At 55.3% G+C, this 15,629-nt stretch carries 12 protein-coding genes and 1 tRNA gene; 6 read left to right on the forward strand and 7 right to left on the reverse strand.

The window, feature by feature from the left end:
- Positions 1-37 precede the first annotated feature (37 nt).
- Positions 38-427: a diacylglycerol kinase gene (locus tag ACXAD0_RS00360; RefSeq protein ID WP_475090272.1), complete on the forward strand. Its 390-nt coding sequence runs from the start codon at positions 38-40 to the stop codon at positions 425-427.
- Here ACXAD0_RS00360 and ACXAD0_RS00365 read toward each other — a convergent pair.
- Entirely contained in the window at positions 424-939 is a 516-nt protein-coding gene (locus ACXAD0_RS00365) for a DUF4136 domain-containing protein (protein WP_475086355.1), read from the reverse strand. The two genes, ACXAD0_RS00360 and ACXAD0_RS00365, sit on opposite strands and share 4 nt — an antisense overlap.
- A 250-nt stretch (positions 940-1,189) precedes the next feature.
- Between ACXAD0_RS00365 and ACXAD0_RS00370 the strand changes: the two genes are divergently transcribed.
- The 5 genes from ACXAD0_RS00370 (at position 1,190) to ACXAD0_RS00390 (ending at position 8,380) form a co-directional block, all read left to right on the forward strand.
- A complete protein-coding gene (locus ACXAD0_RS00370; protein WP_475086356.1) occupies positions 1,190-2,230 on the forward strand; it encodes an autotransporter outer membrane beta-barrel domain-containing protein in 1,041 nt (346 codons plus the stop codon).
- Positions 2,231-2,314: 84 nt separating this feature from the next.
- Positions 2,315-2,391, forward strand: a tRNA-Ile gene (locus ACXAD0_RS00375).
- A gap of 483 nt (positions 2,392-2,874) precedes the next feature.
- The gene (locus ACXAD0_RS00380) at positions 2,875-4,914 is read left to right on the forward strand and encodes a TonB-dependent receptor (protein WP_475086357.1); all 2,040 of its coding nucleotides are present in this window, start codon (positions 2,875-2,877) and stop codon (positions 4,912-4,914) included.
- 445 nt (positions 4,915-5,359) lie between these two features.
- On the forward strand, positions 5,360-7,684 hold the full coding sequence (locus ACXAD0_RS00385; protein ID WP_475086358.1) for a TonB-dependent receptor: 2,325 nt from the start codon (positions 5,360-5,362) through the stop codon (positions 7,682-7,684).
- A 15-nt stretch (positions 7,685-7,699) separates the two neighbouring features.
- Positions 7,700-8,380, forward strand: a complete 681-nt coding sequence (locus ACXAD0_RS00390) for a Fe2+-dependent dioxygenase (protein ID WP_475086359.1) — start codon at positions 7,700-7,702, stop codon at positions 8,378-8,380.
- 12 nt (positions 8,381-8,392) lie between these two features.
- Here ACXAD0_RS00390 and ACXAD0_RS00395 read toward each other — a convergent pair whose 3' ends face one another.
- The 6 genes from ACXAD0_RS00395 to ACXAD0_RS00420 all read right to left on the reverse strand — a co-directional run bounded on the left by ACXAD0_RS00395 (position 8,393) and on the right by ACXAD0_RS00420 (position 15,623).
- The gene (locus ACXAD0_RS00395; RefSeq protein WP_475086360.1) at positions 8,393-9,025 is read right to left on the reverse strand and encodes a hypothetical protein; all 633 of its coding nucleotides are present in this window, start codon (positions 9,023-9,025) and stop codon (positions 8,393-8,395) included.
- Between the two features lie 354 nt (positions 9,026-9,379).
- Positions 9,380-10,180, reverse strand: a complete 801-nt coding sequence (locus tag ACXAD0_RS00400; protein WP_475086361.1) for an alpha/beta fold hydrolase — start codon at positions 10,178-10,180, stop codon at positions 9,380-9,382.
- A 9-nt stretch (positions 10,181-10,189) separates the two neighbouring features.
- On the reverse strand, positions 10,190-10,969 hold the full coding sequence (locus ACXAD0_RS00405; protein ID WP_475086362.1) for an SDR family NAD(P)-dependent oxidoreductase: 780 nt from the start codon (positions 10,967-10,969) through the stop codon (positions 10,190-10,192).
- 384 nt (positions 10,970-11,353) lie between these two features.
- Positions 11,354-12,118 (reverse strand): SDR family oxidoreductase, encoded by a 765-nt coding sequence (locus tag ACXAD0_RS00410; protein ID WP_475086363.1) that lies wholly within the window; start codon positions 12,116-12,118, stop codon positions 11,354-11,356.
- A 2-nt stretch (positions 12,119-12,120) separates the two neighbouring features.
- Positions 12,121-13,575 carry an MFS transporter gene (locus ACXAD0_RS00415; RefSeq protein WP_475086364.1) on the reverse strand — a complete coding sequence of 485 codons (1,455 nt, stop codon included), beginning with the start codon at positions 13,573-13,575 and terminating at the stop codon, positions 12,121-12,123.
- A gap of 80 nt (positions 13,576-13,655) precedes the next feature.
- Positions 13,656-15,623 carry an acyl-CoA synthetase gene (locus tag ACXAD0_RS00420; protein ID WP_475086365.1) on the reverse strand — a complete coding sequence of 656 codons (1,968 nt, stop codon included), beginning with the start codon at positions 15,621-15,623 and terminating at the stop codon, positions 13,656-13,658.
- Between the last annotated feature and the right edge of the window lie 6 nt (positions 15,624-15,629).

The following is a 15,629-nucleotide window of genomic DNA, read 5'->3' on the forward strand; positions in this document are numbered from 1 at the left end:
TCAGGAGACCGGTACGACCGGCCGATATCAGCAGGATATGCAGGAAGAATTTATCAACAAGCCCGGAAAAACTGGCATTGCCCGCCTCATCGATGCCACCCAGTACTCATGGCAGGGTTTACTCGCCACCTGGCGGAACGAAGCCGCCTTCCGCCAGGAAGTGTCCCTCGCGATCGTACTGATTCCGCTTGCATTCTGGCTGGGGGAGACGGGTGTCGAGCGCGCCATCCTGATCTGTGTCACGCTACTGGTCATGATCGTCGAGCTTCTCAACAGTGCGGTCGAAGCTGCTATCGACCGTATCGGTCCGGAGAAACACCCGCTGTCGAAGATTGCCAAGGATACCGGTTCTGCCGCCGTTTCCCTGTCCCTACTGATGTGGCTGTTCACCTGGGGCTGCATCCTCCTGCCCCGCTGGATGGGTTAAGGGAACCGGCGGAAGGCGCGATGCACGGCCTTGGCCAGGGCAGGTTGCGGGTTCGCCATCATTTTGCGCGTCACCTTACCACTGGTAGCGCCGGACCAGACCACGCGCCGCTGACGCATATCGAGCAAGTTGATGTGTAACTGACCCTCGGTGTACTCGTCGATTACCTCCGAGTGGCGGCCGTAATCGTTGTAGTGGTTCTCCAGGATCTGCACGTGGGCGGCGGCGAACCCGGTCGAGCGCACTTTGGCATGTACCCGCCGCTCCGTCTCTACCGAGATACTGACCAGTAAATCCGGGTTGGACGACTCGCGATAGCCCCGCGCCCGCATCTGCGCCGCAACCTCCGAGCGAATCATCGAGCTCACCCGACTGTCACGCGCGCCGCGCACCGGCGCAAATCCGAAGGTCTGGTAACTCGCCAGCGCAGTTCTATCTGACGAGGTGCCGCCGGTACCGCTGCACCCAACCAGCAACAGGCACGCCCACAGCCCCAAAATGATTCCATGCATTGCTCACCTCCGGCACGGAAACCTTGTAACCCGCTCTCCTAACCCGCTCTCCCGACTCGGCGAGATGAGCTTTTTAGCGACACTTTCCTCAGCATAGACAACTTTTCACGCCACCTCTGCGCTGTACCGCTCTCCCGCCCCCAGCGGTCTCGCCAGTCACAAAAATTGGCACTCTCCCCTGCAGCGATCCCCCACGGCTCTCTAGACTTTTTAACCGCCGAAGGACTTTCGCTCAGTACAGGGAAGATTTATGCCCCAGGGACAGTATCCGGCCCGACACCAAAAGCGCTCGCTTGCCCTCGCATGCATGCTTCTTTCAGCGACTCCCGGTGCGCTCGCGCAGACGCAAACAGAACACCCATTGCATGCGGAAGCGCCACTGCTGGCACTGATCAAACCGCTGGCGCAGCAGATATCCCTGCAGCAAATCGGCAATTTTCAGCAACGCCGGGGAAAGCCTCAGGGCAGCATGCCCCAAGGGGGGAGTCGCTGGTTTCATGTATCGCGCGACCGCGCTGAGCTGTTCTGGCCGGGCGATGCCGCCAGTGAGTTCGATGGTTCCATCACCGATTTTCAGGTGAATGGCAATTTTTACGCCGCACCCACGTGTCGCGGTACGCAATCTCTCGGCGCGTATCTCGGTACATCACTGGCGAGTGGCGAAGTACGCGGCCGACAGCCATCGCGCAGTTCTTATCGAGCCGGCAGCGACGAGATCCGCAGCTATTACTTTGGTGGTTACTTTACGGACTACCGCCATGACAGCCGCTATACGGACTTACAAGTGAAGTTCAGCTACCTCGACGCGGACATGAATTCACGTCGCGGATTTACCCTCTCCAGTCAGGCCATGCAGTTGAGCCTATCTGCGGAGAAGGGCTTCCTACCTGTTGATACCACCTACATTTCTTTCCAGCCCCAGCTTCAGGTCATCGCCAACTACACCAATTACAATGCGATACCAATCAATGACTTTGTATCCGACGTCGACGTCACTCCCGAACTCTCCCTGCGCGCGGGGCTACGCGCATTCGATACGACAGGCAAGCTCCCCTGGTACGGTTACGCAGATCTCTGGCATACCCTGGACGGCAATGACGAGCTCTACCTGGATGGCGAGACCGAGCTGGACAATGCCCGCGGAGCCACCTGGATCGCATTCGGGGTCGGGACAACGCTCGCCCAACAGCAACGCCACCGGCTGTTTTTTGACCTGGGCTACCGCACTTCACTGGACAACCTGAACTGGAATGGGGTCCGAGCCAGCCTTGGTTTCAACTGGGCCTGGTAGGCCCCAGGACGACCAGAACCAATTGATTTTACGGGTATATTCGGGTACTTTCTCCACCCGCTTGCCACTCTGGCAAGCGGGTGTGGGCCCTTAGCTCAGTTGGTTAGAGCATCCGACTCATAATCGGCAGGTCCTGGGTTCAAGTCCCGGAGGGCCCACCATTTCCCGCTACTCAAACCCCTACTCTGCCCACCCCAATGACCCACCCAGTGACTGACGAATCGCTCTGACCTGTTCCGCACCCGTCGCCACCACTCCCCTTTAAAACGTATTCGTAGGCTTGATAAGAATGTCGGGATGGCGCTTATTGAGTACCGAGGCATAAACTCGAATGATATAAATTCGGCGCTGGATCAGGCACCTCTGCCCGGCTGCAGGCTATCGGGATACGCACCCATATTTTCAATACTAGAAAATTTTCACCTGTCAGCAGACGAAGGCATTTGACGGCTGCAACAGCGTATAAACGCCATTTTTCACTACATCGTCATCATGCTTTGAGATACCTCGTCTATCTTTTTTGCGAGTCGATCGCCGCCTTGCCGTAGACCCGGAGCTTCTGAACATTCCATAAAGACATCGCAGAACGGAGATCGCATACCACACGAATAATGCGTTCGCGCACAAACACGCGAGATAATAATATGGCCTTGCTTACGCCTCTGGGACTGGCAGCAGCGCTTTCTGCCGACGTCACTCCCCATTCAACTTCAATCGAAGAAATTTCCGTCATCGGCCGCCGCCTCGATTTGACCGGCACCGCAATCTCAGCGTCCGAAGGTGAAATCGGTCCTGATGAAATCGGTGCCGGTCCGCTGCTACGCACCGGTGACCTGATGGAAATGGTGCCCGGGATGGTGGCAACCCAACATTCCGGCAGCGGCAAAGCCAACCAGTACTTTCTGCGTGGCTTTAATCTGGATCACGGTACTGACTTCGCCACCTTTGTCGATAGCATGCCGGTGAACATGCGGACGCATGGGCACGGACAGGGATATTCCGATCTCAACTTTGTCATTCCCGAAACTGTGGGCCGCTTGCGCTATCGCAAGGGTCCCTACTATGCAGATGTGGGTGACTTCTCGTCAGCAGGCACCGCGGCATTCACACTGGCGGATTCACTGCCCCGGGGGATCGCAGAGCTGAGCGTGGGCGAGTATGGCTGGCGCCGCGGAGTGATCGCGGATTCCCGCGAATTCGACACTGAGAATACAAACAAAACGTTTTTTTATGCGGCGGAATGGCAGACCTACGCCGGGCCATGGAGTGACATTGATGAGGACGTAAACAAGCTGAATCTGTTCGCGCGCCTGAGCGGGAAGGCGGGAGCGGGTAACGGCCGTCTCACCGCAATGCGCTATGACAATCAATGGAATTCACCGGATCAGATTCCCGCTCGTGCGGTATCGGGCGGAGTAATCGGCCGCTATGGCTCTATTGACTCAACGCCGGGTGGTGAAACGCAGCGGCGTAGCCTCTCCGCCAGTTGGGTAGCCCCGCTGCTTGGTGGCGAGTTTCGGTCCAGCGCTTACGCGATGAATTACCGATTGGAACTCTGGTCCAACTTCACTTACCGCCTCGACAATCCCGACGACGGGGACCAGTTCGAACAGTTCGACGATCGCGATATTTATGGCTTTGATGTGGCACAGCGTTGGCAAGGAGAAGTCGGCGACTGGCGACTGGGTATCCAGGGGCGCTTCGACAATATCGACCAGGTAGGCCTGTATCGAACCCACAAACGCACGCGACTATCGACGGTGCGCGAGGATTCTGTACAAGAGGACAGTCTCGCAATTTACGCTGACTGGCAGTTGCAGCTTACAGAATCTCTGCGCAGCTATCTCGGACTACGCTACGATCATTTCGAATTTGACGTGGCGGCGTCGCTGCCGCAAAACAGTGGCAAGCGTTCCGACGCGGCGAGCTCGCTCAAGGCAAGCCTCGCCTGGCGACCGCTGGCGTTCACGGAGTTCTATGCAAGCTATGGACAGGGATTGCATTCCAATGATGCCCGCGGCACCACCATCATGGTGGATCCGAACAGCGGCGACCTGGTTGAGCCGGTTGATCCCCTGGTGGACTCAAAAGGCGGCGAACTGGGCGTGCGGCTTTACCTGACCGACAAACTGCACAGTACCCTGGCCTTTTGGCAACTCGACCTCGAGTCGGAATTATTGTTTGTTGGGGATGCCGGCACCACCGAAGCGAGCCGACCCAGCGAGCGAAGTGGCGCTGAACTTGGCATCTACTGGTTCGCCAGTGAACAGCTGAACGCCGAGGTGGAACTGGCATACACCAAGGCAGGCTTTTCTGACCGAGATTTCGCTGGCAATGACATTCCCGGTGCGATACCACAGGTGGCCAGTGCGGCAGTCAACTACCGCGGTAACGACGGTTGGTTCGCAGCACTAAACCTGCGCCACTTTGGTCCCTACCCCCTGATTGAAGATGGCAGTGTGAAGTCAGACGGCTCTGCCATGGTCAATCTTCGTGTCGGCCGGGAATTACAACGCTGGCGCCTGCAGCTGGACCTGCTCAATCTGCTGGATTCAGACGATCACGATATCGACTATTTCTATGCCTCGCGTATGCCTGGAGAGGCGGCCAGTGGCGTAGAGGATATCCACTATCACATATTCGAACCGCGCTCGGTACGCGCCTCGGTGCGTTTCCATTTCTGACTAGCCGGGATGTATCAGCCCCGCTAGTGGCATCACGGGAACAGTCAGCACGAGGTCGCTGGCGAGGAGTGGAACAACAAGTCGAGACATCCTGTCCTCACAGAACCACTCAGTAGGTTGCGTTATAGAACCCACTTGCAGTTGAGCATTGCGGGGACAACCGCAGTAACCGATGTTCTCGCCGCCCACTGGCATCGGTGAACCAAGTGCGGTGAAAAACCTGCCACCCAACCTCAGTGAGCCCACTATTGCAGGCGCCTCTTCGAGTCTTTTCCAGGTCTCCCGTACCAATTCGACACAGCGGCACTCCCGATCACCTCCGATTGCCACCTCAACGTTACCAGACCACTACGCCCCTAATGCGAATAATTCTCGTTTACAATATAAGTGCAAACTATTATCATTCGCACTGCTGCCCAAAATCCACCAACAGGGAATTATTTTCATGAGTAGAAAGAATCAGGACAGGGACTACGTCGCGTTCGGCGCACAAGCACTGGTCGCCGCGCTGGCATTTGGCAGCGGGGGACTGCATGCCGCTGAGACAGGGGTTTCGCAATGCGAGGCGGGTGACAACCAATGCGATCGCACCCGGTCAGATGAAACACTGGAACGAATTCAGGTCCATGGTATTCGGCATTCCATTTATCGGTTCGATAAATCCGGGGACGCACGGCGCGTTGCTGATCTGGTTGATACGCCACAAACCATCACGGTTCTGACTCAGGATCAGATTCAGGAGTCCGGCAGCTCCGACCTCAAGGAAATCCTCTCCGCACAGGCGGGGGTTACCCTGGGCACCGGAGAAAACGGGAACGCCTTTGGCGACCGCTATATTATTCGCGGGCACGAGGCGCGCAGTGACGTGTTTGTTGATGGCCTGCGCGATCCGGGTATGACGACCCGCGAAAGTTTCGCCACCGAGCGTGTGGAAATCACCAAGGGCCCGAGCTCCACCTTTGCCGGCCGCGGCTCCTCCGGAGGCGCCGTCAACAGTATCACCAAGCAGGCTTCAACGGCGTACGACTTCAGCCGGATCGATGTCGGACTGGGTACCGACGACTATTCCCGTGTGACCGTGGACAGTAATTTCGCGATCAACGAGCGCGCTGGTATCCGAATCAACGCATTGAGCGCAGATGAGACGGTGCCTGATCGTGACGGCCTTAGCCGGGAGCGCAGCGGAGCCCAGGTTTCCGGTATTTTAGCGGCGACTGACAAACTGTCTTTCATTGCCGACGCTTACTATCTGAAGGCCGGCGATGTGCCCGACCTGGGAAGCTACTTCAACCAGGAAACACGTGCGCCCATTGCAAATATTCCGGCCTATGCGCAGGATTCCGATTTTATGGATTCAGAGGTCAGCACCCTGACGCTGCGTACCGAGTACGCATTCAATGACCATATGCGTTTCAGCAACGCAACCCGTTACGGCCAGACCGAGAATGGCTATATCACCACCGGCGTGCGCGGTACCTATCGCGACAGTACCGACCCGCTCGCCGCTGAAGTCTTCACATTGTCGCTCAGCACGCACCAGGGCTGGCAGGAAGTCGAGCATTTCTCCTCACAGTCCAATCTGTTCTGGGATCTGAATACCGCCGGAGTCGACCATCAGCTGGTGTTCGGCCTGGAGTACAGCGACGAGTCCGTCGACAATGGTGTTTACGACATCATGTATGGTAATGCCGGCAACTGTCTCGTCGCGGGACGGCGCGGTGTCTCCGAGGGCTACTGCATCCTCGGCGCCAACGGAGAGACGCTAACTGGTATACCCGGCCTCATGGACCGTGCCTATTCTCGAGGCAGCGCCGATGCGCTGTACGACATCGAAACATTGTCACTGTATGCCATGGACACCGTTGCACTCACCGAGCGCACCAGTGTTTTCTTCGGGCTGCGTCAGGACAGTTTCGACTACAGCAACGATACCATCGGCCGTTCCGGCGAGTTTCTCTACGCGTTTTCCGATGATATGTACAACGGGCATATTGGTATCGTCCACGACCTGAGCGAAGATCATAATATTTACCTGACTTACAGTACCGCAACCAATATCAATGGAGGGGAATCTGACCTGGGGGCAAACTGCGGTTACGGCGGTTTGTGCGGCGATCCAGACCAGGCGGCAGTTGCCGATCCGGAAACGGTCGAAAACATCGAGCTGGGTACCAAATTGATGCTGATGGACGACTCCCTGATGTTTTCCGCAGCGCTATTCCAGATGACCAAGGGTGACGTGATGGAAAGCGTCGGCGACAGCTACTCGACGCTCGGCAGCCTGAACACCGGCGAGAATCGCATTCAGGGAATCGAGGTGGGCCTGATCGGCGATATTACCGACAACTTAAGCGTGCAGTTCTCAGCGGCAACGATGGAGTCTGAAGTACTGGACTCGTTTAACCCGGATTACATTGGGCTCGCTCTGAGTAACTTTGCGGAGACCAGCGTTTTCCTGCAGCTACGCTACCAGTTCAAAGACAAACTGGCCATTGGTGGCAACTATACCTATCAGGACGAGATGTACGGCGGGCAGCCGGATAGTGCAGCAAGCTACGATGCTGACAATAATCGCTACTACATCGAGGTGCCGGATTACCAGGTGTTTAACTTGTTCGCCAGCTACAACGCCGCCGAGAAACTCAACTTCCTGCTGAATATCGGTAACGTCGCTGATGAGGAATACTGGACGGCCGCCTATCGCTCCGGCTCATTCATGTACCTCGGTGATGCGCGCAATATTCGCCTGACAGCCAACTACGAGTTCTAAACAGGAAAAAGCAGCATGGTGGTTATCGAACAGGTTCTGTCGCCGGCAGAAGTAATAGAGTTCCGCAGTATCCTGACCGAATCGCCCTGGAATGATGGGCGCGATACGGCAATGGGCATGGCAGCCACTGTAAAAAACAACCACCAGGCTGACGCCAATCACCCGGCGATTCGGACTCTGGCCAATCGCTTGCTGCGCCGCATCGGTGAAACACCGGGCATCCTATCCGCTGCGTTACCGCAGCGGATATTCCCTCCCTGCTTCAATCGCTACGGCAAGCAAGAAGAATACGGCTATCACGTGGACTCGGCCATTATGCGGTTACCCGACAGCCAGGATGTACTGCGCAGTGACGTTTCGATGACGGTGTTCCTGAATGAACCGGAAGAATATCAGGGCGGCGAACTCGTCATTGCAACCGAGTTTGGTGAGCAATCGGTGAAGCTGGCTGCCGGGCAGGCTGTGGTCTATCCATCCAGTAGCCTACATAAAGTGACAGCGGTTACCGAAGGCGAGCGAATTGCGGCAATCACCTGGATGCAAAGTATGATTGCGGATACCAGCCTGCGCCAGACGTTGCATCAATTGGACACCACCATCCAGCACTTGATCAGCAAGCAACAGGCCGACCGCGCCGAACTGGACCGACTGCACAACGTCTATCACAACCTGATCCGACAATTTTCCCAGGTGTAGGGGCCAGAGAGATCAGTGCCCCCAGGGTACCGGCGGAAGCTCGACTGGTTTCTGCAGGTCAAACTCCACCCGGAATTTGCGGCCACCGGGACGCGTAAGTTCGTAGGCAAACATCTTTTGTGGGTGTATTTCCATTGCCCAGGTATTCTCCACTGACGCCGCCAGCCCTTCTTTCTGGAACATCGCTATCGACTCCGCGTCGACCGGAAACTCCTGTCGGCTGCTGGTCCCCTTTGCAGCGGTATCGCCACCATACATGGTCACCGCATCAGGGCTGCCATCTTTATGACGATGGTCATGCTTTAAGCGCAGCCCTTCGTCGGTACGGGTAAGCACCCAGGTGCGAGAATGGTCATCCCCGACATGAAACGGTATTTTCAGCTCACGCGCCGGCGCCTCACAACCGCGCACATGCATGATCAAGGGCTTGCCTTCAAACGGATCCGGTTGCTCCGATTTCGGCTCATTGGCAACAATACGGCCGGCAAACGCCTTGCCACAATACGCAGCGATCTGCTGCAGAAAAGTATCCACTGGCTCTGCACTGGCAGATTCTTGTCCGCAGCCGCCGATGGCCAACATGCCCATCCCAGCCATCACGAGGGCCACACCAAAAGATTTCTTGCTGTTATTTCGGAAAAGCATGGATGACTCCGTAGCAAAATAATTGACGAGCGCACGCCGAAGTTAGTGCTCGCTGACGAGCATTCATTCGAGCAGCAATATCAGGTATCAATCACCCGCTCAATAGAGTCGACAGCGGGAAGACACCGATCAGTATCGAAATACTGCGTATCGTGCCTCACCGATCCCTGCGTTGCAGGCACTCGGTAATGCTCGAGAGTTTAGTTGATTTCAACACGACGGCAATCCCGGAATGTCGTAATGGCCAGATTTAATTCGCTCAGATTAGGGGAAATCCGCAAATTGCTCGTCCATCACTCTTCGTGCGCTTCCCATGAACGGGAAAGAGGACGAGGAGGAGACGATTCTGCCGGGCTATATAGGGGAAGAAACCCGGCTCAAAAAGTCATCCAGTAGACGATTGACTTCATCGGCATGGCTGACTGGCCCCATATGTCCCGCAGCGACCTCCTGTACCTGCACATCTGGCCACAGATCAGCCAGTACGTCGATCACCGCTTTCGACGCAGCAGGACTATGGCGCCCCCGAATGAGCATTTTCGGCATCCGCAACGTCATCAAGTCTGCCTGAGTAATAGCGGATCGGTGACTCGCGTCAAAATCCAGGGCCAGTTTACGCGCGCGTTGGGCCAATAAGCCCTGCATCCGGCGGGGCAGACGCGCATAGTCACCCTGGCCAGACCACACCTCCATAAAGGCTTTGACGGCTTGTTCGGGCGTCCCCCCGCCACTGACTCCCTCCTGAATTCGGGCTGCCATTGAAGCTATCGATTGCGACTCAGGACTTCCGTCATCCAACAGGTAAAAGGCAACGGGTTCATAGCAGGAAAGGGACAATACGCGCTGCGGATAACGATGCGCGAGATCGAGAGCCACCACCCCACCCACCGAATGACCAATAAGATGGAAGGGCGCATCACAAAATACCTCCCGCGCCAACTTTTCCACCCGTTCGGCCTCCTGATGAAAGGCAAAGTTTTCCGGGTCAGCAGGATACGCTGCACTGCCATACCCCATCAGATCAATCGCAAGACATCGATAGTCACTGCCAAGCCGCCGAATGAGCTTTGACCACTGGGCTTTTGACGATAACGAGCTATGCAATAAAACGAGAGGCTTTCCCTCACCGCGTACCAGAAAATCGTTCAAATGCATCGCGGCATACTATTTCGGGGGCAGACGGGCGCCGCCATCAAGACGAATGACTTCCGCATTGAGGTACGGGTTGGTGACGCACTCCATCACAGCAAACGCCAGCTCCTCACCAGTCCCAAGTCGCTTCGGAAACAGGACCGACTGACCTAATTGCGCTTTCCAGGCCTCTGCCTGTTCACCCGAGCCATAAATCGGCGTGTCGATTAGCCCCGGGGCTACCGTGTTCACTCGAATACCGACCGCACTCAAATCTCGTGCCACAGGCAATGTCATGCCCGCTACACCCGCCTTCGAGGCAGAATAGGAGGCCTGCCCAATCTGACCATCAAAGGCTGCACAAGAAGCCAGATTGACGATGACGCCGCGACTTCCATCGTCGTCCGTCGGCGCTGTCTTCGCCATCGCGGCGGCGGCGCGACTGAGCATATTGAAGGTACCAAGAAGATTGATTCTTATGACCAACTCAAACTGATCCAGCGGCATGGGGTTGTTTTCACGATCAATCGTACGTTTCGGCAGCCCGACTCCCGCCGAATTAACACAAACCCGCAGGACACCCAGCGCAAGCGCCGCGGCAACGACGGCATCAGCATCTTCTGGCTTTGTCACATCGCATTTTACAAACACACCACCAATATCGGAGGCCACTTGCTCGCCGCGCTCAGCATTGAGATCAGCGATGACCACTTTTGAGCCAGCTTCAGCCAACTGACGCGCTGTGGCCTCACCGATGCCAGAGGCACCGCCAGTAACAATAGAAGACGTGGCCTGTAGGTTGAGCCTGGGCATTCGACACTCCCGTTAGATCGTATTTAATGGATGGGGCTGACCAATGAAGCAACTGGTATAGCCTAGCGGTCTATTTTTCATCACCAACGCGACGATCAACATGACCTATCAGGTCATGTCTTGGCGCAGGTTTCAGGCTATTGGTACCAATATCGAATGACAGCTATCACTCATAAGCTGGGGAAAGCAGAGAGAGATGCCTCAAAAAAATTCCCATACAGGTGCCACCTCTGCGGCACTCCACTCGCGCTAAACAGCAGCACCAGTACCGAAAGCGACTCCATTGAAAACAGGACTCCAAGGATCAGTTCCCGGGGAGAGACTCCCCCCTAATGGCACCAAGCTTTGTAATGGTCAGCGTGAGGAGACAAGGAGACTGGCTCGTCAGATCGTCAATCCACCGTCAACAACCAGGCACTCACCGTTCGTATAACTCGCAGCGTCTGAAACCAGATACAGGATACTACCCGCCATCTCATCAGCGGTTGCGTGACGCTGCATAGGGATAACCTGGACAGCCTGTTTATAGATGTTTTCATCTTCGAACAAAGCACCGGCAAACTTGGTCTGCGTTAACCCAGGCAGCAGCGCATTACAACGAATATTCAGCGGCCCACACTCCTTGGCGAAGGCCCTGGTCATATTGATCACCGCCGCCTTGGTAATCGAGTAGATCCCCTGCATATGGCCTGGTTGCAGTCCATTCACAGAGGCGGTGTTAACGATCACACCGCCACCCTGGTCGCGCATTATTTTTCCCGCTTCTATCGACATGAAGAAATAGCCCCGGATATTCACATCGACCGTTTTGTCATAGGCAGCCAGCTCGGTATCGAGGATATGACCAAAGTAGGGATTGGCTGCAGCATTATTCACCAAAATATCAAGCCTGCCGTGCGCACTCTTGATATGCCTGAATATCGTCGCGATGTCCTCCATGCTACCAACATGACAGGGATACGCTTCAGCGCTATTCCCTTGCGCAACGATACTATCCGCAACCTGCTGACAGCCCTCAAGCTTTCGGCTGGAAACGATGACGTGCGCACCATAGTCCGCCAGCAACCTGGCGACGCCTTCCCCGATCCCGCGGCTCGCGCCGGAGACCAAGCAAACTTTACCCTGCAAATTAAAAATGTCTTTTTTCATGGTTATTCCGCCAGAAGAGTGGGCTTACTCGTTGAAAAATCACTTCCCTCTTCGAGCTGCTCGAGAATTTTTGCATGCTCGGCACGCGTCAAAGGATAGCGTTTCAAAATCATCAGGGTCAGGCACCACAGGCAAATCAAGGTGACTGCCACAGACGCTCCTAGTGAGTAAACAGCATCCGCAGAAATCTCGGAAACATCGACCTCGGTTGGGAAACGAATGATATCGAGGGCAATACCAGCAGTCAGGCCACCGAGCCCGGAGGTGGCTTTTAGGGAGAGCGTGTAGGCAGAGGTATAAATCGCTTCCTGTCGTCGACCGGTCAGCAGTTGGTTTAGATCAACAGTGTCAGCGATCATCGATACAAATAGCGTCATCATGGTGACCGCGGCAAAAACCGTGATCACCGAATTGACACACAGCAGGATCAGCAACGCGACGCTACCGTTCTCAGGCATCAAGCCCAGCAACCGTAATACAATCATCAGGGGGTACAGTGCCATCAAGACACAGACAGCAGCCATAGCAACAGGCCGCTTGTCGTACGCGCGAGATATTTTGGGAATCATTGCGAAAGCCAGGATGGTGCCGAACGCGGCGGGCATCACCAACAGTGCGAGTTCACTACTGGTCAGCCCCCAAAAGTAGGTGAACATGTACAGGCTGATAACTTCTGAAAAACCAAATGCGGCAGCCGCGGCAAAGATCATCGCTACCAATATCAGAAATGGCTTGTTCCCCAGAATATTCCTGAAGTCCTGTCGCAACCCAAGGGATTCGTGCGAACGTTCTGAAACGCGTTTGAGTTTCGGGATCAAGTGATGTGTGCCGACTGCACAGATGAGTATGGCGGCGACGATCATCACCGCCCCCATCAACGCGAAATTTTCATAGCCCGCAGGATTCAGTCTTCCGTCTTCAAAAGCCTCCGTGGGGGCAAAAAATACCGAGTAGGCGACGATAGCGAGGGTCAACCCACCAAACCATCCCATTAACACGCGAAAGCTGGACAGGGAGGTACGTTCATCATAGTTCGACGTCATCTCCGCGGTTAAGGCCCCGGATGGGACCGAAAAGAACGTCATAAAGAAACGCACCAATACCGCCCAGGTCAACATCCAAATGAACAGCATGCTCTCTTCGCTGCCATGCGGCGGGTTGAACAGAAAGTAGAAGGACACCCCCATTGGCAGTGCCGCGAAATAAATAAATGGGTGTCTCCGGCCCCAGCGGGACTTAAAGCGATCCGACCAGTATCCCACTAAAGGATCACTGAGTGCGTCGAGTATCAGCGCGGTAAATATCGCGGCGCCAGCCAGCGTACCGGATAAACCAACAACCTGGGTATAGAAGAACAGCAGGAATACATTGAAGGACGTATCCTTGACTCCACTGGAAACGGACCCTACTCCATACGCGAGCTTGGTCTGTAATGGAATTTTATTGGTCTCGTTCATCTTCGCACCTTTTATTTTTATAAATTTGCCGAATACTTAGGCGGCTTTTCACGATCATCATCAAAACAGGAGAGATCACGTCAGCTTGACAGTTTCCATGGATAATTAAATTGATTGAGCGCGTCGGCGACCAGGCTCCTGATAGCACCAATGGGCCGGCCATCACTGTCGATAAGCTTCAGGCTCACACTCATTCCTGTACTTCGATCCTCGACAACTTCCGCGGAAAATTGACACCCGGTAGCCGCTTCACAGGCGACCTGCTGATAGGTTCTGACGATTGCATCTTTCCGCAGTTCCGGCTTGAAGACCTTACCGACCGCTGTTAGCGGTACCTGATCCAATATAATGACTTCCTTGGGTGCGGCAGCGCGTTCAGCGCAATGCTCCCTGGCGAATGCCATTAATTCGTCCGCTGTGACGGTTGCCCCATCCTTGAGATCCACATAGACGATTGGTACTTCTCCGGCATAACTGTCAGGCTTACCGACCGCTGCGGCGGTCACGACCTCGGGATGGGGGGATACAGCATCTTCCGTGATCATCGGATCAATGTTGTGGCCACCGCGTATGATGAGATCTTTGGCCCGTCCGGTAAGCCAGAGAAAACCATCCTTGTCATATCGCCCCATATCACCGCTATTTAGCCAACCGGGCTCAGGCCAGGTGCCTTCATTCGCAAAGGCCTGCTTGTAGGCGGTGATCACCGTTGGGCCCTTATGGAGAATCACACCTATTTCGTCAGGTTCGCAGTCACGAACAATCTTGCCATTTTGGTCAAGAATCACTGTGCGGATTTGGTGGTAGGCCAGCCTCATGCCCACCGTGCCAATGGGTCTTGGGCCATGATAATAATGACTGGTGACGGCCGCCGTCAGTTCGGTCATACCGTACCCTTCGATAATGTCACTACCGGTACGGTTACGATATTCGTTGAGCAAATTCTTGGAAATGGGCGCAGAACCACTCGAGCAATACAGCAAACTCGAGGTGTCATGCTTGTGATCGTCGAGCAAGCTCAGCAGCGCCGCGTACACCGTCGGCACTGTCGAGAAAAATGAGATCCGGTACTTTTCGATCAGATGCCAGAAATACGCAAAAAGCGCTTCATTGCGGTAGCCCCGTTCGCCAGCCAGCACCAAGTGACCTCCGCCCATCAACGTTGCCAGGACAGATACATACATGGCATTACAGTGAAACAATGGCAGCGCGCTGAGGATCACGGATTCAGGCCAGTCCTCGCCCGGCTCAGGCACGGGCCCGGTAATGGACATCATGCAGACGTTGAGCACCGCGGCACGATGTTGGTGTTGCGCGAGTTTGGGGGTTCCGGTAGTACCACCGGTATGGAAATATGCAGAGACACTATCCCCGTCGACTGGACCGAAACTGATTGATTGATCCGCTCTGTGGGTAGCTATCAGGTCATCCCAGAACAGCAGGTCCTGTGCTCCAGTCGTCTCGCAATAACGTTCAAAGGCACTTCGGTTGCCGACCACAACGATATGTTCAAGGGTCGGGTTTTCTTGCTGAACCTGCAGTGCACGGGTGACAAGGGAGCTGTCGTTATCGTCCATCCACGTCACCAGTGCCCGCGCGTCTGCCTCCACACTGATCGCTGCAATCTGCTTCGGTTTCAAGTCGGGATTCACCGGGGTCGCGATGCCCACCAACTGTACCCCCCATATCCCAAACAGCATTTCTGGGATATTGGGGCACATAAATACCACCGACTCCCGGGGCTTAATGCCCAGCCCATGAAACATATTGCCCGCAGCCAGAACTTGCTCGCGGTACTGGTTGTAAGTCCACTGCCTGGGTGATGCGGTCAGCAAGTCATCAGAGGGCAGGAATGTGATAGCGACAGCCTCACCTCGCACAGTGCAAACGACATCGAATGCCTCGAACACAGAATTGCAGGGGAAGCGCTCTTCGTGAGGAATTTTTTCCAACTGCTCCACATCCTGGATGGTTACCAGGCGGTCTGGGTCCGAATCATAGATATTGACAAAATGCTGCCATACTGGGTGCTTTGATATGGTCGACATAAGAAA

The sequence above is a fragment of the Microbulbifer sp. ABF4_148 genome (assembly GCF_056158985.1).

Coding starts and splice junctions, on each gene's coding strand:
- ACXAD0_RS00410 (WP_475086363.1), bottom strand. CDS start 12,118: ATGAAAAAAGACATTTTTAATTTGCAGGGTAAAGTTTGCTTGGTCTCC.
- ACXAD0_RS00400 (WP_475086361.1), bottom strand. CDS start 10,180: ATGCATTTGAACGATTTTCTGGTACGCGGTGAGGGAAAGCCTCTCGTT.
- ACXAD0_RS00365 (WP_475086355.1), bottom strand. CDS start 939: ATGCATGGAATCATTTTGGGGCTGTGGGCGTGCCTGTTGCTGGTTGGG.
- ACXAD0_RS00415 (WP_475086364.1), bottom strand. CDS start 13,575: ATGAACGAGACCAATAAAATTCCATTACAGACCAAGCTCGCGTATGGA.
- ACXAD0_RS00405 (WP_475086362.1), bottom strand. CDS start 10,969: ATGCCCAGGCTCAACCTACAGGCCACGTCTTCTATTGTTACTGGCGGT.
- ACXAD0_RS00390 (WP_475086359.1), top strand. CDS start 7,700: ATGGTGGTTATCGAACAGGTTCTGTCGCCGGCAGAAGTAATAGAGTTC.
- ACXAD0_RS00385 (WP_475086358.1), top strand. CDS start 5,360: ATGAGTAGAAAGAATCAGGACAGGGACTACGTCGCGTTCGGCGCACAA.
- ACXAD0_RS00420 (WP_475086365.1), bottom strand. CDS start 15,623: ATGTCGACCATATCAAAGCACCCAGTATGGCAGCATTTTGTCAATATC.
- ACXAD0_RS00380 (WP_475086357.1), top strand. CDS start 2,875: ATGGCCTTGCTTACGCCTCTGGGACTGGCAGCAGCGCTTTCTGCCGAC.
- ACXAD0_RS00395 (WP_475086360.1), bottom strand. CDS start 9,025: ATGCTTTTCCGAAATAACAGCAAGAAATCTTTTGGTGTGGCCCTCGTG.
- ACXAD0_RS00370 (WP_475086356.1), top strand. CDS start 1,190: ATGCCCCAGGGACAGTATCCGGCCCGACACCAAAAGCGCTCGCTTGCC.
- ACXAD0_RS00360 (WP_475090272.1), top strand. CDS start 38: ATGCAGGAAGAATTTATCAACAAGCCCGGAAAAACTGGCATTGCCCGC.